Origin of the sequence: Allokutzneria sp. NRRL B-24872, from assembly GCF_002155965.1 — a bacterium.
GTDB lineage: Bacteria > Actinomycetota > Actinomycetes > Mycobacteriales > Pseudonocardiaceae > Allokutzneria.
Window position 1 is genome coordinate 26,727 of record NZ_MUMH01000092.1, and the last position, 18,148, is coordinate 44,874.

The window sequence follows — 18,148 nt, forward strand, 5'->3', positions numbered from 1 at the left end:
AATATCTGGTTTTCTGTCCGGAACTGTGCTCGCGGCAGATCTCGGTACCGTTGTGATCGCGAGGTAGGGCCAGCTCGGAATGTGTGTAACCGTTACCAGAACAGGTTCCGGAACGCGGTTGCAGAACCCCTATTTCGGACAACCCGAACATGGTTCACTGCATGCGCACACATCAGGTTTCCCGAGAACTGGGGGTTCAATGGGCGACCGCTTGGAATTCACCGTGCTCGGACCGCTCGAAGTGCGGTCGGAGGCCGGTCCCGTTCCGATCAGCGGCCAGCGGCAACGCACCGTGCTGGCCATGCTGCTGCTCAGTCCGGGCCGGGTCGTCTCCGTGGACAGCCTCGTCGAGGCGGTCTGGGACGACCGTCCGCCCGCGACCGGGCGGACGCAGATCGCCATCTGCGTCGCCGGGCTGCGCAAGACCTTCAAGGCGGCCGGCTGCGCCGATGACGTCATCCTGACCAGGGCGCCCGGTTACCTGCTGCTGCCGCAGGCGCACGACATCGACGCCCGCGAGTTCGAGCGGCAGCTCGACCAGGCGCAGCGCCTGGAGCAGGAAGGCCAGTACGCCGAGTCCGTGCGCGCCTTCGCCGCCGCGCTCGCTCGCTGGCGCGGGCCCGCGCTCTCGGGGGTGAGCGGGCGCTTCGCCGAGTCGGCCGCGGCGCGGCTGGAGGAACTGCGGCTGACCGCCTACGAGCAGAGCGCGGCGCTGCGCCTGGCCGAGGGCGAGCACCGCGAGCTGATCGGCGAGCTGACCGGGCTGCTGCGGCAGCACCCGCTGCGCGAACAGGTCCGGGCGCACCTGATGCTGGCGCAGTACCGCTCCGGCAGGCGCGCCGAGGCGCTGGAGAGCTTCCGCGAGGGGCGCTCGCTGCTGATCGACGAGCTGGGCCTGGAGCCCGGCAAGGTGCTCAGGGAGCTGCACGAGGCGATCCTGGCCGACGACCCGGTGCTCACCCCGGTCCCCGTCGCGAAGCCGGCGGTGCGGGCCGAGGCGCGGGTGGTGCCGGCCCAGTTGCCGCCGAGCACCGCGCGCTTCACCGGCCGAACCGCCGAACTGTCCACTCTGGATGGTCTGGTCCCCTGGAGCGGCAAGGGTTCCGTGCTCCCGGTGGGCTACCTGACCGGGATGCCCGGCGTCGGCAAGACCGAGCTGGCGCTGCACTGGGCACACCGCGTCGCCGAGCGCTTCCCGCACGGCCAGCTCTTCGTCGACCTGTGCGGCCACGACCGCGACCGGGCGCCGCTGTCGTCCTCGGAAGTGCTCGCCGGATTCCTGCGCGCGCTCGGTGTCGCGGACGCGGAGCTGCCCGTCGAGCTGGGCGAGCGCGCCGCGCTCTACCGCAGCCTCCTCGCGGGCAAACGTGTGCTCGTGGTGCTCGACAACGCCGCCTCCTACGCGCAGGTCCGGCCCCTGCTGCCGGGCACTCGCGAGTGCTGCGTCGTGGTGACCGGCCGGGACCAGCTGCCCGAACTGGTCGGCGGCGCGAGCTCCGTGCGCGTGCGGCTGAAACCGTTCAGCACCGAGGAGTCCGTGGATTTCGTGCGCCGCGCCCTCCCGGTGCTCGCGCCGGAGAACGCCGCCGAGCTGGCTGAGCTGTGCGACGGCCTCCCGCTGGCGCTGAGCGTGGCGACCACGCGACTGCTGGCCAAACCGCACTGGAGCGTCGAGCGCCTGGTGCGGATGCTGACCGACGAGCGGCGCAGGCTGGACGAGCTGAGCTGCGACGAGCGCGGCGGTCTGCGCGCGGCCTTCGAGTCCAGCTACCAGCGGCTCTCCCCGGAAGCCGCGCGGCTCTACCGAGGGCTCGGAACCCTTGACGTGCCGCACTTCGCCGCGTGGGTGGGCGCCGCGCTGCTGGACTGCCAGGTTCCCGAGGCCGAGGCGTGGCTGGAAGAACTGCTCGAAGCCAACGTGCTCGACGTCGAACGGTCCACAGTGGACGATTCGGTGCGCTACCGGCTCGCCCGGCTGCCGCGCGTGTTCGCCCGCGAGCGCGCGCTGGTGCAGGAGGCCCCGCTGGAGCGCACGGCCGCGTGCGAGCGCGCCTTCGCCGCGTGGCTGGAACTGGCCGGTGCCGCCGCCGAACTGGCTGAGGGCGCCGCGACCGTGGCCACCGACCAGCTCGGCAGGTGGCTCTCGCAGGAGGAGATCGCCGCGCTCGCCGAGAACCCGTTGCGGTGGCTGGAGATCGAGCACGAGGCGCTGCACGCGGTCGTGCACCAGTCCACGGGGATGGGACTGGTGCTCTACGCGTGGAACCTGGCCACGTGCGCGCAGAAGCTCGATGGCGCGCTGGCTTCCTGAGCACCGCTTAGCGCGGCGATAACGGGAAGAAACCGGCCTTCGCCAGGGTGGATCGGCGACGACCACCCTGGCGAACGGACTCAAGATGACGCTGGAAGCGGGCAAGAAGGCACGACGGCACGCTGTCCCGCTCGGCGCGGTCGGCAGCCTCATCGCGCTCGGCCTGGTGCTGGCCGTGTGGGGGCCCGAGCTGTTCAGCGGCGAGACCGGCCCGCACGGCGGCTTCGACCCGATCGCCCGCTTCCTGCTCGCGGTCGCGGTGATCGTGCTGGTCTGCCACCTGATCGCCGCGCTGCTGGGCAAGTTCGGCCAGCCCCCGGTCGTCGGCGAGATCCTCGGTGGGCTCCTGCTCGGCCCCTCGGTGTTCGGCGCGCTCTGGCCGTCCGGGCGCACCTGGCTGTTCCCGGCCGAAGTGCTCTCCACGCTCCAGGTCACCGCGCAGCTCGGCCTGGTGACGTTCATGTTCCTGCTCGGCTGCGAACTGCGGCTGGACGAGGTGCGCAGGCACCAGAAGACCGTGTGGATCACCGTGGCCGGCAGCATGGGCCTGCCGTTCGTCGCGGGCGTCGGCGTGGCGATCGCCGCCGAGGGCATGCTCTCCGGGCGGTTCGGCAGCTCCGGCGCCTACGTGCTGTTCTTCGGGCTGGCCATGGCCATCACCGCCCTGCCCGTCCTCGCGCGCATCCTCGTCGACCTGCGCTTGGACGACACCGTGATCGGCAGGCTCGCGCTGACCTGCGCGGCCGTCGGTGACGGGTTGGCGTGGGCGGCGCTGACCGTGCTGCTGGCGCTGACCGGGCTCAGCGGCAGCGGTTCGGTGGAGGCCGTCGTCGGCATGGCCGTCGCGTTCATCCTCGTCACCGTGCTCTGCGTGCGCCCCGCGCTGGCCGCCGTGGTGCGCCGCTGCGAACGGACCCCGGCGGGGGAGCAGCTGCTGCTGCCCGTGCTCGCGGCGGGTGCCATCGGCTTCGCCTCGCTGAGTCAGGTCATCGGCCTGCACCCGGTGATCGGCGCGTTCCTGTTCGGCGTCGTCGTGCCCCGCGACTCCGCCGCCGTGGAGCGGATCAGCAAGCAGCTCCAGGGCTTCGCGGTCACCATCCTGCTGCCGCTGTTCTTCGCCGGGGTCGGCCTCAGCACCTCGCTCGGCCTGCTCAGCGGCGCCGGGCCGTGGCTGCTGTTCCTCGGCCTGCTGCTGGTCGCCTCGGTCGCCAAGTTCGTCGGCGCCGGTGGCGGGGCGAAGCTGGCCGGGATGCCGACCAAGGACGCGCTCACGATCGGCACGCTGATGAACTGCCGGGGCGTCACCGAGCTCGTGGTCGCCACCATCGGTCTTCAGTACCAGCTCGTCAACGAACTCGGCTTCACGATCCTGGTGCTGATCGCGCTGATCACGACCGCCGCGACCGGTCCGCTGATGCAGCTGCTCAACCGCGGTGAACGTCCCCGTTGATCGTGCCCGCCTGGATCACCGTTCCCGTGACGTCTCCGGTGACCGTGTTCCGCACACTCGGCTGGTGCTTTTCTGTTGACGCTGGCGTGGTCGACGGTCGTGTCGTCCACACCGCGATCCCGGCGGCGGCGAGCGTCAGCACCGCGACCGCGACCCAGGCCCACACGTTCGACCCGAGGTCCGTCGCGACGTTCACCGCGATCCCCACCCCGGTCGTGACCACCGCGACCGCCAAGGCCGCCAACCACCGCCGCATACCCCGATCCTACGTCCGCGGCCCCCACGCCCACGCCCGCCAACGCCGCCCGCCACCCCAACTCCCTGAACGGCCCTTTCAGATACCTCAACTCCCTGAACGGCCCTTTCAGGTACTTGAACTCCCCGAACGGCCCGTTGAGGTACTTCATACGCACTGAACGGGCCGTTCGGGGCACGCCAGCGCACTGAACGGGTCGTTCAGGTACTCCGCCAGGGCGCGAACGGCTCGTTCAGGTACTCCGCGATGTCCTGAACGGGTCCTTCGGGGAGTTGGGCGCACCGAACGGGCCGTTCAGGTACTTCGGACGCCACCTCAATGACTCGTTCATGTGGTTGAACGGACTGAACGAGTCATTGAGGTGGTTGAACGTGCTGAACGAGTCATTCAGCACGCTCAACGGACTGAACGAGTCATTCAGCACGTTCGAGGGCGCTGAGCACGCGGTGGGCGCGGTCGCGGGCGGTGTCCTCGAGGTCGCCGTTGGGCAGCGCGTACAGCTCGTCGTTCTCGACGGCGCGCAGGATGCGCTCGACGGCGGTCGGCGCGGAGATGGCGGTGGACACCAGAGCGCTCATCTGCTCGAGGAACTCCTCGACGGAGCGCCCGGCGGGCAGACCGCGCGCGAGCGATTCGTAGGCCTGGGAGCCGGGCTCGGCCTTCGGAGCGGCGAGCAGGTCGGCGACCAGCGGTGTGTCCACGAAACCGGGGCAGGCCACGGTGACCCCCACGGCCGCGCCGACCTGGTCGAGCTCTCCGGCGAGGATCTCGGAGACGGCGACCACGGCGTGCTTGCTCGCGGCGTAGGCGCTCTGCCTCGGCGCGCCCGACAACCCGGCCAGCGAAGCCACGTTCACCACGTGCCCGCGACCGGCCTCGATCAGGTGCGGGACGAACGCGCGGATGCCGTTGACCACGCCGAGCAGGTTCACCCCGAGCACGCGGTCCCACTGCTCGGCGGGCATCTCCCAGACCGGCTCGCCGGAGCCCCTGATCCCGGCGTTGTTGATCACCAGGTCGACCCGGCCGAAGCGGTCGAGCGTCTGCTTCGCCAGATCGGCAAGCACCTCGGGCTCGCTCACGTCACCGGCCACCGCGACGGCGCGTTCGCCCAGCTCAGCGGCTGTCCGCTCGACGGATTCCCGGACCAGGTCCAACAGGACCACGGAGAGCCCGCGTGCGGTGAGCTCCGCGGCGAACGCGGCTCCGATGCCCTGCGCGGCTCCGGTGATGACGGCTACCTGACCCGACTCGATACGCACCCCCGAAGTGAAACACGAACGAGGTACGTAGGGTTGTGCGGTGGTCGCCCCCGCCGTGACGCCCGAGCCTGAGCACGCAGCCCCCGAGCCCGCCCGGCGGAGATCTCCGCGATCCGTCCTGCTCCGCGCCGCGGGCTCGGTCCTTGCGGGCGGACTGCTCTACGCCAGTTCGCCGCCGCGCGACCTGTGGTGGCTCGCCCCGATCGCCTTCGCGCTGCTCGCCGCCGTCCTGTGGGGGCGCCGCGCGCGGGCCGGATTCGGCTACGGCCTCCTCTTCGGTCTCGCCTACCTGCTGCCGCTGCTGTTCTGGCTGGAGCACTTCCTGGGCTCGGCGTTCGGCCCGTGGCCCTGGCTGACGCTGAGCCTGATCGAGGCCCTGCTGATCGCGGTCGCCGCGACCGGCATGGCGGTGGTCAGCAAGCTGCCCGGAGCCCCGGTGTGGATGGCCGCGGTCTACGTCTCCGGCGACCTGCTGCGCGCGTCGTTCCCGCTCAACGGCTTCCCGTGGGGCCGCGCGGCGTTCACCCAGCCGGAAGGCCCCTACCTGGCGCTCGCCTCGATCGGCGGCTCAGCGCTGGTGGGCTTCGCCGTCGTGCTCACCGGCTGCGCGCTCGCCGCCGTGGCCCGCGCGCGGCTCCCCTGGATCGCGCTGGTGGTGTTCCCGCTGGTGGCGGGCCTGATCACCTGGCCGTCCGTCGGAGTCCTCGCGCAGAACGGCACGATCACCGTGGCCATGGTGCAGGGCAACGCGCCGGACGCGGGGCTCGCGTTGATGGAGCAGATTGGCGACATCCGCGCCAACCACCTCGCCCGCACCCGGCAGCTCGTCGAGGACATCCGCGAGCAGCGCGTGCCCCGGCCCGACCTGGTGGTCTGGCCGGAGACGGCCACCGACCTCGGGCGCTCGGCCGCCCAGGACGCTGAGCTGGACGAGGTGCTGCGCTCGCTCGGCGTGCCCGCGCTGATCGGAGCCCGGCTGAGCAACCCCGACGGCACCACCAGCAACGTCACGGTGGTGTGGTCGCCGACCACCGGGCGCGGTCAGACCTACGCCAAGCAGGAGCTGGTCCCGTTCTCCGAGTACGTGCCGCTGCGCGCGGCGGCCCGGTTCTTCACGCCCTTCGTCGACGGCTTCCGCGACATGACCCCGGGCACCGGAACCAGCTTCCAGCAGGTCGGGAAGGTGCCGGTGGGGGTGGGCATCTGCTACGAGGTGGCCTACGACGGCGTGCTCGGCGAGGCCGCGAGGGCCGGCGCTCAGCTGCTGGTCGTGCCCACGAACAACGCCTGGTTCGGCCGCACGGAGATGACCGAGCAGCAGCTGGCGATGTCCCGCATGCGCGCCGTCGAGCACGGCCGCGCGGTGCTGGTGACCGCCACCAGCGGGGTCAGCGCGGTGGTCATGCCGGACGGCTCCGTCACCCGCAGGGCTGAGCTGTTCACCTCGGACGTCCTAGTGGCGGCGGTCCCGCTGAGGTCGACGACTACGCTGGCCACTCGGCTCGGTGGCTGGCCGCAGGGGACCGCGGTGGCCATCGCTCTGGCGGCGCTGCTGTTGAGCGCGGCGGTGGCGCTGCGGCGCCGTCGCGCCACGCGGACCGGGTCGGACGGCTAGTGGAGCACGACAGGGAAACGCCGGGGTCCCCGGCGGGGAGGAAGCGGATGTCGGACCAGCGCGACAGCGTCGACGGAGATCTCGGCCGGGTGCTGGTGGTGATCCCCACGTACAACGAGCGGGAGAACATCGGTCGCATCATCGAGCGGCTGCACAAGGCGCTCCCCGAGACCCACGCGCTGGTGGTGGACGACGGCAGCCCCGACGGCACCGGCGAGTTCGTCGACAAGCTCGCCGCCGAGGACGAGCGCGTGCACGTGATGCACCGCACCGAGAAGGCCGGGCTCGGCGCCGCCTACATCGCGGGCTTCGGCTGGGGCCTCGAACGCGACTACGGCGTGATCGTGGAGATGGACGCCGACGGCTCGCACGCGCCGGAGGACCTGCCCCGCCTGCTGGAGGCGCTCAGCGACGCCGACCTGGTGATCGGCTCCCGCTACATCCCCGGCGGCAAGGTGGTGAACTGGCCGAAGCGGCGCTGGGTGCTGTCGAAGGTGGCAAACACCTACGCCAAGGTCGCGCTCGGCGCGCGGATCAACGACATCACGGCTGGCTTCCGGGCCTACCGCCGCGAGGCGCTGGAGAAGATCACCCAGACCGACGTGGACTCGCTGGGCTACTGCTTCCAGATCGACCTGGCCTGGCGCACCGTGCTCGCGGGCTTCCGGGTGGCCGAGGTGCCGATCACCTTCGTGGAGCGCGAGATCGGCGTCTCCAAGATGGGCGGCGGCATCATCGGCGAGGCGCTCTTCCGCGTCGCGCAGTGGGGCATCAAGCACCGCGCCTCCCAGGTGAAGCGGTTGTTCACCAGGTCCTGAGAGTTCTTCCAGGCACGCGAAAGGGCCGTCCGGGCGGGAGATCCGGACGGCCCTTCTTACGTGCGCGCTGACGGTGTCAGGCGCTGGAACGCGTGCGCCTGCCGCGCAGCTGCTCGAGCCGCTCGGAGAGCAGCTCCTCCAGCTCGGCGATGGAACGCCGCTCCAGCAGCATGTCCCAGTGCGTGCGCGGCGGCTTGCTCTTCTTCTGCTCGGGCTCCTTGCCGTCGATCAGCTTGGACTCCAGCCCGTGCAGACGGCACTCCCAGATGGGTGGGAGCTCGGCGTCGTCGGCGAAGGGCACGTCGAAGTCGTGTCCCTTCGGGCAGGCGTACCTGATGGTGCGGCGTGGTGCGAGGTCGTGGTCCCGATCGGTCTCGTAGCTGACCGCCCCGAGCCGGCTGCCCCGCAGTACGCGGTCGGCCATGACGGTGTCCTTTCGCTCGGCTCAAGGCCGCCCGCCTTGAGTGTCGTGCTTACTGAGTGCAACGACGGAGGGAGCTCTGTCGTTCCCGTGCTGGTCAATCGGTCGCCCTCAGTGATGTAGTTCACCGGTCAACGAGGGCCACACATGTAGGGATGTCATCGCGCGGCAGGTGTGACGCGTTATCCGCCCCTTCAGCTACGGGTCCACCCAAACGGGGGAACCCTACTGTAAAAGGTGCGAGCTGGGTGAGGTGTAGTTCGCCAAACTGGACTGCTCGCGCCGGGTCGCCCTTAGTTCATTCGGGCTACAACCTTTGATTTTCATCACACAGCGTAGTGGCACGCTTGCCGACTGCCCTTCTACGCTCCGTGTCATCGGCAGCGGGTACCTCGCCGCCGCGCTCCGTTAACCGGCCCGGCCGCTCCCGCACCCGATCGTCGGTGCCGGTCCCGCCGTCCGTCGTCCATCGCCGCGTCCCCCGGGGTCGTCCGGTCCCAGCCCTTCCGCCGTCTGCCGCGGGCGTCTCGCGGATTGTGCCCCTGAACACCCATCGGCGTGGCCGCGCCGAAACCGGATGGGCACGCGTGGTGACCTTCACGTGACCGGACCGCAACACCGTCCACTGTGGTCAGACGTCGCCGTGGCCCTGTGCTGCCGTGGCCCGGTGTCGCCGTGTTCGGGTGTCGCTGTGGTCGGACGCCGCGCCCGGCCCACGCGAGGCCGGTCACACCGATGCTAACCACGCGCGCACCGGATTTGTTCCCGGAGTGGAGAACCGCCCGGACCCCTTGTCCGCCTTGTGGATTCCCGACCATCCGCGACATCGTTGACAGTGGGGGTTCCCCAGGCGTGCGAAAGCCACCCTCGCACGCGCGCGGCGACGCTCAACCGTCCTCTGTGGACACTCGGCGGCGCGGCGCACCCGTATCGGTTCAGGCGCGCGCCGCGCCGAAGTGTGCCGTAACGGCCGACCGCGTAGCGATCCTGAGGACGGAGATCTCCTTCGCTGGCCGCGTGAACCGCGTCCGCGCACTCCACCCGCCCGCGCACCTGATCGCGAGTAGGGGCCGCCGAAGTACCCGTTTCGTACTCATAGCGGGAGAAAACGCTCTTGAAGACCGTTATGAGTACGAAACGGGGAGCTGCCCAACGGCGCTCGGCGCGTTCACCGGTCCTCAAGCACGCCCAACCCCCGCTGTCCACCGCGAAGGGCCCCGGGGGGCGCGTCCGGGGCCCTTCGCGGCCGGCCTCAGTGGGCCGCGACGTGTCGCCGGGCAGGGCGACGAGGGCGCATCGCGTCCTTCGGACCGACCGAGACGAGCTCGAAGGTCTTCTTCAACGTGCCGAGGCGGTGGATCAGCAGGTCCGGGCCCGCGATGCAGAGCCGGGTGACGCCCTGCTCCACGAGGGTCCGCGTGATGTGGCCCCAGTGCACCTGGTTCACCACGGAGTCGACGAGCAGGTTCCGCACGTCGGTCCCGGTGGTCACCAGTGAGCCGTCCTGGTCGGAGATCACCGGCACCGCGGGCGGGGTGAAGGAGAAGCGCGGGAACACCTCGTCCTGCATGCGCTTGCGCAGCGGTTGCAGGACCTGGGCGTGCGCGGGCGGGCTCATCGTGGTGAGCGAGTAGCCGCCCAGCTCGCGGACGTGCCGCTTGAAGCCGTCCAGGTGCTGCTCGGCCATGGTGACCAGGTGGACGTCCTCGTCGAAGTACGCGGAGACCTCGTGCCACTCGCCGCGCTCGGTCATCCCGGCGAGCACCTCGCGCAGTCCCGCGAGCGGCGTGCGCACGATGAACTGGCTGACGAGATCGGAGTGCTCGGTGCGGTAGTACTCCAGCTCGCACGCGGCCAGTTCGGCGGTCAGGCGCACGAGCTCGGCGAAGGGCAGGGCGCCGGAGTAGGTCGCAGCGGCGCGCTCGCCGAAGCTGGGGCCGACGCACAGCTCCGGCCGCTCGCCGAGGACGTCCTCGGCCCAGTCCGCCATGGCCAGCGAGTTGACCACGAAGGCGACCTGCGAGGCGGCCGTGTAGCCGTCACCGGAGTCGCGCAGCGCCTCCAGCACGGAGAAGCCGAGCGCGGCGTCCGCGTCGGCGAGCCTGCGCCTGGCGTACGGGCTGACCATCATGAACCGGCCGACCTCGGAGAAGCGCGAGGGACCCATCCCGGGGAAGACGATCGCGGTGCTCATGCCGACCCCCTCAGGCCGCTTCGGCGACGGCGAGCGCTTCGAGCTGCTTGCGGTCGAACTTGCCGTTGCGGTTGAGCGGGAAGCGCTCCAGCACGCTCACCCGGTTCGGCTGCTCGTAGGGCGGCAGCACCGAGCAGATCAGCTCGCGCCAGTACCCGCTGTCGCGGCCGTGCTCGTCCTGGACGAAGAAGGTCAGGCTGGAGCCCCTGCGCTCGCACGGGGTCGCCACGATCTTGGCGACGCAGCCCTTGGCGGCGAGGCCGTGCTCGATGATCTCCGGGTGCAGCGTGTGCCCGTTGCGGTGCACGGCCATCTTGCGCCCGGCGATGAACAGGTTGCCGTGCTCGTCGAGGTAGCCGAAGTCGTTGGTCTTGTACCAGTCGCGGCCGACCGGCTCGATCGCGCCGTCGGCGTTGAGGTAGCCCTCCATCAGGTCCGGGTCGAGCACCTCGATCTCGCCGATCTCCCCGGCGGGCAGCACGGCGCCGTCCTCGGCGGTGATCCGCATCTGGAGTCCGGCGACGGCCTGGCCGGCGCCGACGGGGTTGTCGACGGTGGCGAAGGCGACGTTGCCCATCTCGGTGCTGCCGTAGCTGTCCAGCAGCGGCATCCCGAAGGTCTCGACCGCGCGCTCGACCAGGCCCGGCTCCAGCGGGGCGGCGCCGCTGCACAGCATGCGGACGTTGCTGAACTCGCCGACCGCGCTCGGGCGCTTGCCGACGATGTTGAGGATGCTGCGGTAGGTCGACGGCGCGGCGTCCACCACGGTCGCGCCGGTCATCCCGGCGATGCGCAGCGCGCGGTCGAGCCTGCGGTACGGCGCGATCACCAGCGAGCAGCCGACCAGCCGCGAGATCAACACCATGGACAGGCCGTACTGGTGGTTGAACGGCAGCAGCGGCAGCAGCACGTCGCCGGAGTTGTGCCCGACCAGGTCGGCGTTGCGCTGGAGGTTCTTGAGGAAGCGCCCGCCGTTCTTCACCACGCCCTTGGGCACGCCGGTGGAACCGGAGGACCACATGATCAGCGCGTCCGGCAGCTTCTCCCACGCGCTGAAGTCCAGCCGCTCATCGATCGGCTCGCGGCCGGCTGCGGAAACGGCGAGCTCGTAGGTGTAGACGACCTGCTCGCCGACCGCGATCGGGGCGTCCTCGTCGACGATGACCAGCTTGACCCCGGACTGGCGCGAGGTGCGCTGCGTCTGGTCGGGCTTCTCCTGGTGGTCCACGAGCACCACCGAGGTGCCCAGGTGCATCAGGGCGAACAGGGTCGAGAGGTAGGCGACGGAGTTGTCCGCCTTGAGCAGCACGCGGTCGCCGTAACCGATGCCGCGGTCGCGCAGCGCGTCGGCCACCCGCAGCGCCGACCGCTCGAACTCGGCCACCGTCAGCACCGCGTCGGGCGCGAAGATCTTCGCGGACTTCCCTGGAGACATCACTATCGAACTCCTTTCCTGGTCCTGATCGAGGCGGATACCCCTCGGAAGAAGAATCAGGTGATCCGTCGTTCGACGTCGACGCCTTGACCCATGTCCGGTCAAGTATCGCCAAATCCGAGGTTATGCCCGTGCCGGGAAGCGCTGAAGGGGTGGCGTTCCACCCGGCGCCCATCGTGAAGTAACTCGCAGGGTGCTGCTGATAGTGTTCGCCGTGGAATTCGCCGCGAAGGGAACGCACTCGATGAGGATCGCCTGCTGGCAGGCCACCGCCCGCCGAACCGACGTGCCCACGACGCTTCTCGCGCTCGCTGAGCGTGCCCGCGAGGCGGCGGATTCCGGGGCGTCGTTGCTGGTCACGCCGGAAATGTCGCTGACCGGCTACCACCTCGGCGCGCGCAGGCTGCGCCAGCTGGCCGAACCGGTCGACGGCGCCATGTGCGAGGCGGTCAGCGAGATCGCGGCGAGCGCGGGCATCGCGATCGTGCACGGGTGGCCGGAGCTTTCCGGGGAACAGGTGTACAACTCCGCGCGTTTGGTCGATTCCTCGGGATCGGAGCTGGCGACTTACCGCAAGGCGCACCTTTTCGGCGATATCGACCGGAATGCGTTCAGTGCCGGTAACACCGGTGTGGTGCGCGCCGAACTCGACGGCGTCCCGGTCGGAATCGTCATCTGCTACGACGTGGAATTCCCCGAATCGGTGCGCGCGCACGCGCTCGCGGGCACACGGCTGCTGCTGGTGCCGACCGCGCTGATGTCGCCGTGGGACTTCGTCGCGCAGACGCTCGTGCCCGCGCGCGCGTTCGAGAGCCAGCTCTTCCTCGCCTACACCAATTGGGTCGGCAGCGAGCGCGAACTGAGCTACTGCGGCCGCACCCGCGTCGTCGGCCCGGACGGGATCGTCGTCGCCGGGCTCGACTCCGGCGAAGGGCTCGTGCTCGCCGACCTCGACCTGTCGCTGGTGGACAAGGCGCGCGCGGAGACCACCTACCTCACCGACCGGCGCCCGGGGCTCTACTCCTGACCCCCTGAACTCCTGACCCACTGGGCGGTAATCAGCGCGGGGGAACCCGAGTGGGCACCCGCGCGGTTCGCCTCCGGTGCCGCACCGTTCTCGCTTTTGTCCGGTTCCGCCGCCTAGCTTTCGAGCAGGGACAAACTCGATTGCTGGGAGCGTGCACATGCGTCGGACGTTCACCGACTTCACCGTTGAGGTCGACATGAAGCGCCCGGATTTCCTGCGGGCGAAGGGAAACGGTCAGCGCAACCTGCTGCTCGGCCGAGCGGTCGCGGAGTTCGCGGCGGACCTCCGTCATTTGGATGCGATTCAGCAGGTGTTCGTAGATGGTGCCTCGCGACCGCTGATCAGGAGTGACTGGTCGTCGAGCGGGGCGGATTACAGCGATTCCTCGCAGCTGCTGATCGAGGGGCAGCAGGTGATGCAGGACTGGGAGCACCCGCTGATGCACAAGCTCGCGGTGAACGCGTGCGAGAGCAAGGGCGACATTCTCGAAGTCGGCTTCGGAATGGGGATCTCGGCCGGGTACGTGCAGGAGTGCGGAGTTCGGTCGCACACCATCATCGAGATCAACGAGGGTGTGGCGGAGCGGTTCGCCGCGTGGCGCGCTTCGCGGGCTGGTTCTGATATTCGGTTGGCATTTGGTGCTTGGCAGGATGTCATCGGTGGGTTGGGGCAGTTCGACGGCATCCTGTACGACACGTACCCGACGAACGAGGACGAGTTCGTGAAGACGTTGGGGCCGAAGGAGGTGACGCTGGCGGCGAACTTCTTCCCGGCCGCGGCGGCGCACCTGAAGCCTGGGGGGATCTTCTCTTACTACACGAACGAGATCGACTCGTTGAGCCGGGCGCATCAGCGGTTGCTGCTGGAGCACTTCTCGTCGTTCAAGGTGGAGTTGGTGACGGGGTTGCAGCCGCCTGCGGACTGCACTTATTGGTGGGCGGATCGGATGGCCGCTGTTACCGCGTACAAGTGATCTTGGTTCTCTTGTTTCTTTGGTTCGCTGGTTCCAGCGGTGGGGTCGGCTTGACCTGGGGCCCCTTGCGCGTGCCCTCATTGACCGGGCGGGCACGGGATGAATCCCGGCCCACGCGAACAAGCGTATGGCACGCGCACCCCAGGTAAAGCCGACCGTTTCGTGTGCGCCTTGCGTTAGGTGGGGGTTGCTTTTTTCGGCGTGGCGGGCGCCTGGGAATTCATCCTTTAGAGCCATGATCGCCTATTTTATCGGCGTAGAATAGGGGCATGGACCCTGATGTTGTTCTCAAAACAGCGTTCACGGACATAGGCAAGGCCGTAGCTGATTTCTCCGTGACTCTGCTCGACTACATTTCTGACCTTGATCCACGCGACCAGGAATTTTCCGAGGAGATCCTGATGCGTGAACTCCGGGTATCGCGGGTCAAGGCAGCCCGGTTGATCGACCGGGCGACGGACTTGACCTCTCGTCCGGGAGTGTTGCGGGCGTTGGCCGAAGGTCGAGTCGATGAGGGCAAAGCGCTCATGATCATCGACCTGCTCCGAGTCCTCTCGGTGGTGCATGCGGCGATCGCCGAGGAGGCGTTGTTGGCGCATGCGGAGAAGAACCCGTACTCCACGACCCGTCAGTACGCGGTCCGGTTCATCCACCGACTCGACCCGACCGCTGCTGAGCGCCGCTTCCAGGAGAAGCGCAAGACCCGGTTGGTGGAGAAGATCAACCAGGACGACGGCATGGCCCTGCTGCGTGTGTTGATGACGGCTCATGATGCGGCGATGGTCTATGACCACATCAACCGCATCGCCCGCTCCCTCCCGAAAGATGACCGCACCCTGGACCAGAAGCGCTCCGACATCGCACGGGATCTGTTGCTGGGCAACGACACTCCTGCTCCGCAAGGTCAGACGATGGTCTACCTGACGATGCCGATCACCTCAGCCCTCGGCCTCACCCAGGACCCCGCCATCCTCGGCGGCTACGGCCCCATCCCCGCACCCATCGCCCGCGAAATCGCAGCAGGCGGAGTCTGGAAACGCATCCTCACCGACCCCGCCACCGGCGCCGCTGAAGAGATCAGCAACGCCTACCGGCCCACCGCCAAACAACGCGAGTTGATCGCCGCCAGGTACCCGACCTGCATGGCCATCGGTTGCAACCAACCCGCACACCGCTGCGACCTGGACCATTGCCGCCGCTACAACGGCACCAACACCACACTCGACAACCTCCGGCCGAAGTGCCGTCGGCATCACCGCATGAAGACCCACTCCAACTGGACCTGCACCAACCAAGACGACGGGACGCACACCTGGACCACTCCGAGCGGGAAGACCGAAGACGTCCACCCCACGCCCATTGCCGAACCGGCGCCGTTCTGAGGCCTGCGGGGGTCGCCGCGCAAGTGCTAGTCTGAATCAGGACTAGTACTGAATGGTGATTACTCTGGAGAGGGAACAGTGGCGGACGCGGCGGTGGGATGGCTGCGCGGGACCCTGGAGCTGGTGCTCGCGGCGGTGCTCGCGGAAGGCGACCGGCACGGGTACGCGCTGATCCAGCGGATCTCCGAACTGGGACTGGGCACCATCAGGGGCGGAGCCCTCTACCCGGTGCTCGGGCGGATGGAAACCGCTGGCCTCGTCGAGGCGGAGTGGGTCGCCGGGCAGGGCGGGCCGGGGCGCAAGGTCTACCGGCTGACCCCGGTCGGGCACGAGCGGCTGCTGGCGGAAACCGAGCGCTGGCAGGACTTCTCCGTCGCGATGGATCGCCTCGTGGGGAAGGATCGGGCATGAGCGAGTGGGACGATCGCGCGCGACTGGCGCTGGCCAGGAACGGGGTGGGGCGCGAGCTGGCCGACACGGTGCTGGACGAGGTGGAACAACACTGCTCCGAGAGCGGCGAGGAGCCCGAAACGGCGTTCGGGACGCCGGAGGAGTTCGCCGTTTCTGTTGCCGTGGAACGGGTTCCGGCCGCTGAGCGGGCCGAGCGCGACCGGGACGGGATGACCGCGCGGAGTCGGCGACGAGTGTTGATCATCCTGCTCGGGGTACAGGTTCTGGTGCTCTGCCTGGTGTTGTGGCTGGAGGTGGGCCTCATGGTGCCGCTGACCCTGGCGGGGTCGGTGGGCGCGGTGCTGGGGATCGCGGCGGCGGCCGGGGCGATGGTCACGGGGTTCGAGCTGCGGCCCAGCGGGCGGCCACGGGCGGTGGTGTGGGCCTTCGCGGGCGTCGGGGTGCTCGTCGTGCTCGCGGCGCTGGCCTTCACGACGCTGCCGAAGACACCGATCGGGAGCCTGCCGGTGCCGGTCGTCGCGGCGCTCGGGATTCTGGTGGTGTGGTGGGGTTCGCGGTACGAACCCCGCGCGCTGAACACCGGGGCGAGCGACTGGGAGAAGCGCCTGGCGGGGCTCCTCGAAGGACGGCACGACATTCCTCGCAGGCGGGCGGCGGAACTGGCCGCGGAGGCGGGGCAGCACCTCGCGGCCAGCGGGAACACGGCCGAGGAGGAGTTCGGTCCTGCCGAGGAGTACGCGGCGGAACTGGCCGGGCACGAACCGGCTCGGCCGCCGTGGTGGCGTTCCGGGCGGGCCCAGAACGCCCTGATGGCGGCGCTCCTGCTCAGCGCTGTCGTGTTCGACGTGGCCGATGAGGACACCACCTGGATGTGTCTGGCGTTGTCCCTGCTCTTCGCCATCGCGGCGCTGCCACCACGGGTCAGATCCTGAGCGGGGCCAGCTCGTCGAAGAGGTCGCCGGGGCCGGGGTTGTCGGGGTGGGTCGCGCCGCCGAGGTGCTTGAGCACGCCCCACACCGCGTTCAGCGCGGTGGTCACGGCGTTCTCGGCGAAGCCGGCCACCCAGGAGACGTCGTCACCGGCCATGAAGAAGCCCTGGTGCTGCTCGGCGAAATCGGCCTGCATGAAGTGGGTGAACAGCTCCCGCTGGTAGCGGTAGTGGCCGGGCAGGCTCGACTTGAACGCGCCCATGAAGTGCGGCTCGGTCTCCCAGGTGATGGTGACCGGCGGCGCGATGATGTGCGAGCGGATGTCGACATCGGGGTAGATGTGGCGCAGCGAAGCCAAGATCACGTCGAGGCGCTCGTCCGCCGTGAGCGTGGCGACCTTGAGGGAATCGTCGTTCCACGTGTAGGACAAGCACATCACGCCGGGCTTGTCGGGTCCGTCGTCGAAGAGGTAGACCCCGCGCGGCAACCGGTCGGTGAGCGTCATGCTCATGACGTCGCGGCCGGTCTCGGGGTCGATGTCCCGCCAGAACGGGCGATCGGTCAGCACGAACAGCTTCGACGAACCCATGTAATGCGTGCGCTCCACGGCGGTCCACAGTGACTGCGGCAGCAGCGCGGGATCGCTCTTGATGCGGGACAACAGGTTCCAGCTCTGCGCGGTGTACACGGCGACAGCGAACTCACGGACCGCACCGCTGGTGTCCTCGACGACGTAGCCGGAAGGCGTGCGGTCGATGCTGACCACGGCGGGGCGAGGGGAGCCGCCGTGCAGCGACGCCAGTGACGTGCCGGCGGGCCAGTGCGCGAGCGAATCCGGTTGGTACTCCCAGAGTCCGACCGGAACCTGTTGGCAGCCACCGATGATCCGGTGGTGGCGGTCACTGGCCTCGGTGTAGACCACGCGCAGGATGTCGAGCATCGAGTTGGTGAAGTCGGTGTCCCAGCCGCCGCAGCCGAAGCCGACCTGGCCGAAGATCTCGCGGTGCTCGAAGGAGGAGAACGCCGCCGAGGACGCCAGGAAACCGTAGAAGGACTGGTTGTCCAGCTCGGGAACCATGTGGTTCCACAGCGCCTTGATGGTGGCCACGTCGCGGCGCGCGATCGCGTCCTCCATCAGCGACATGTCGGCCTTCTCCTGCAATGCCTTCGCCCACGCGTCGGAGACCTGCTGGTAGACCTCGGGAAGATCCTCCTGCGTGCGCGCCCAGTGCGACTCGCCGCGCAGGTTCACGACGGTGCTCGGTGTCGCGGGTGAAAGTGGGTTCGGGAACGGCTTGGTCCTCAGTCCCAGTTTGTTGACGTAGTGGAACAGCGTCGCCGATGGGGGGAAGCGCATCGCGCCCATCTCGGCCTTGGCATCGGGATGGCCCTCGAAACCGACCGAGCGCATCCGGCCGCCGAGCTGCTCGGCCTCGTAGACGACGGGGCGCAGCCCGAGCTTCATCAGCTCGTGGGCGGTCACCAGGCCGGAGATCCCGCCGCCGATGACCGCGACCTCGCTGCCGAGCGCGTGCGCGGGCAGCTCGCCGAGTCCGGCGGGATGGCGGACCCAGTCGTCGTAGGCGAACGGGAAGTCGGGGCACAGCACCGTGGTCGGCGTCGGCTGGTCGTCCTCGTCGGCGTGCGTCGAGACCATCGGGGTA

Annotated in this window: 15 protein-coding genes; 9 read left to right on the top strand and 6 right to left on the bottom strand. The window is 69.2% G+C overall.

Features of this window, described 5'->3' with window-relative positions; all coding sequences use genetic code 11:
- The first annotated feature begins 199 nt into the window (after positions 1-199).
- Positions 200-2,311, top strand: a complete 2,112-nt coding sequence (locus CCN37_RS23350; RefSeq protein WP_168200815.1) for an AfsR/SARP family transcriptional regulator — start codon at positions 200-202, stop codon at positions 2,309-2,311.
- 85 nt (positions 2,312-2,396) lie between these two features.
- A complete protein-coding gene (locus tag CCN37_RS23355) occupies positions 2,397-3,761 on the top strand; it encodes a cation:proton antiporter (protein ID WP_086824637.1) in 1,365 nt (454 codons plus the stop codon).
- On the opposite strand, the gene CCN37_RS23360 is transcribed toward CCN37_RS23355, so the two are convergent.
- The gene (locus CCN37_RS23360) at positions 3,736-4,017 is read right to left on the bottom strand and encodes a hypothetical protein (RefSeq protein ID WP_086824639.1); all 282 of its coding nucleotides are present in this window, start codon (positions 4,015-4,017) and stop codon (positions 3,736-3,738) included. The genes CCN37_RS23355 and CCN37_RS23360 overlap by 26 nt on opposite strands.
- 413 nt (positions 4,018-4,430) lie before the next feature.
- Complete coding sequence (locus tag CCN37_RS23365) at positions 4,431-5,279, bottom strand: SDR family oxidoreductase (RefSeq protein ID WP_086824641.1); 849 nt, start codon at positions 5,277-5,279, stop codon at positions 4,431-4,433.
- A 40-nt stretch (positions 5,280-5,319) separates the two neighbouring features.
- On the opposite strand from CCN37_RS23365, the gene lnt reads away from it, so the two are divergent.
- Together lnt and CCN37_RS23375 are read left to right on the top strand one after the other, a co-directional pair.
- Positions 5,320-6,894 carry an apolipoprotein N-acyltransferase gene (gene lnt / locus CCN37_RS23370; protein ID WP_168200816.1) on the top strand — a complete coding sequence of 525 codons (1,575 nt, stop codon included), beginning with the start codon at positions 5,320-5,322 and terminating at the stop codon, positions 6,892-6,894.
- A gap of 47 nt (positions 6,895-6,941) precedes the next feature.
- The gene (locus CCN37_RS23375) at positions 6,942-7,712 is read left to right on the top strand and encodes a polyprenol monophosphomannose synthase (protein ID WP_086824643.1); all 771 of its coding nucleotides are present in this window, start codon (positions 6,942-6,944) and stop codon (positions 7,710-7,712) included.
- A gap of 76 nt (positions 7,713-7,788) precedes the next feature.
- Here the strand turns inward: CCN37_RS23375 and CCN37_RS23380 are convergent, their stop codons facing one another.
- The 3 genes from CCN37_RS23380 to CCN37_RS23390 form a co-directional block, all read right to left on the bottom strand.
- Entirely contained in the window at positions 7,789-8,136 is a 348-nt protein-coding gene (locus tag CCN37_RS23380) for an RNA polymerase-binding protein RbpA (protein ID WP_086824644.1), read from the bottom strand.
- Between the two features lie 1,249 nt (positions 8,137-9,385).
- Positions 9,386-10,327 (bottom strand): ACP S-malonyltransferase, encoded by a 942-nt coding sequence (locus tag CCN37_RS23385; protein ID WP_086824646.1) that lies wholly within the window; start codon positions 10,325-10,327, stop codon positions 9,386-9,388.
- Positions 10,328-10,337: 10 nt separating this feature from the next.
- Positions 10,338-11,762 carry a class I adenylate-forming enzyme family protein gene (locus CCN37_RS23390; protein ID WP_086824716.1) on the bottom strand — a complete coding sequence of 475 codons (1,425 nt, stop codon included), beginning with the start codon at positions 11,760-11,762 and terminating at the stop codon, positions 10,338-10,340.
- A 214-nt stretch (positions 11,763-11,976) separates the two neighbouring features.
- Here CCN37_RS23390 and CCN37_RS23395 point away from each other — a divergent pair, with 214 nt between their 5' ends.
- The 5 genes from CCN37_RS23395 to CCN37_RS23415 all read left to right on the top strand — a co-directional run bounded on the left by CCN37_RS23395 (position 11,977) and on the right by CCN37_RS23415 (position 16,487).
- On the top strand, positions 11,977-12,789 hold the full coding sequence (locus CCN37_RS23395; RefSeq protein WP_246843246.1) for a carbon-nitrogen hydrolase family protein: 813 nt from the start codon (positions 11,977-11,979) through the stop codon (positions 12,787-12,789).
- 76 nt (positions 12,790-12,865) lie between these two features.
- Positions 12,866-13,762, top strand: coding sequence for a class I SAM-dependent methyltransferase (locus CCN37_RS23400; protein ID WP_246843247.1), 897 nt, complete (start codon positions 12,866-12,868; stop codon positions 13,760-13,762).
- 269 nt (positions 13,763-14,031) lie between these two features.
- Complete coding sequence (locus tag CCN37_RS23405; protein WP_086824650.1) at positions 14,032-15,144, top strand: HNH endonuclease signature motif containing protein; 1,113 nt, start codon at positions 14,032-14,034, stop codon at positions 15,142-15,144.
- Positions 15,145-15,222: 78 nt separating this feature from the next.
- A complete protein-coding gene (locus CCN37_RS23410; protein ID WP_086824652.1) occupies positions 15,223-15,555 on the top strand; it encodes a PadR family transcriptional regulator in 333 nt (110 codons plus the stop codon).
- Positions 15,552-16,487: a hypothetical protein gene (locus tag CCN37_RS23415; protein WP_086824654.1), complete on the top strand. Its 936-nt coding sequence runs from the start codon at positions 15,552-15,554 to the stop codon at positions 16,485-16,487. Before CCN37_RS23410 ends, CCN37_RS23415 begins: the two co-directional genes overlap by 4 nt.
- Here CCN37_RS23415 and CCN37_RS23420 read toward each other — a convergent pair.
- Positions 16,477-18,141 carry an NAD(P)/FAD-dependent oxidoreductase gene (locus tag CCN37_RS23420; protein ID WP_086824656.1) on the bottom strand — a complete coding sequence of 555 codons (1,665 nt, stop codon included), beginning with the start codon at positions 18,139-18,141 and terminating at the stop codon, positions 16,477-16,479. The genes CCN37_RS23415 and CCN37_RS23420 overlap by 11 nt on opposite strands.
- Positions 18,142-18,148 lie beyond the last annotated feature (7 nt).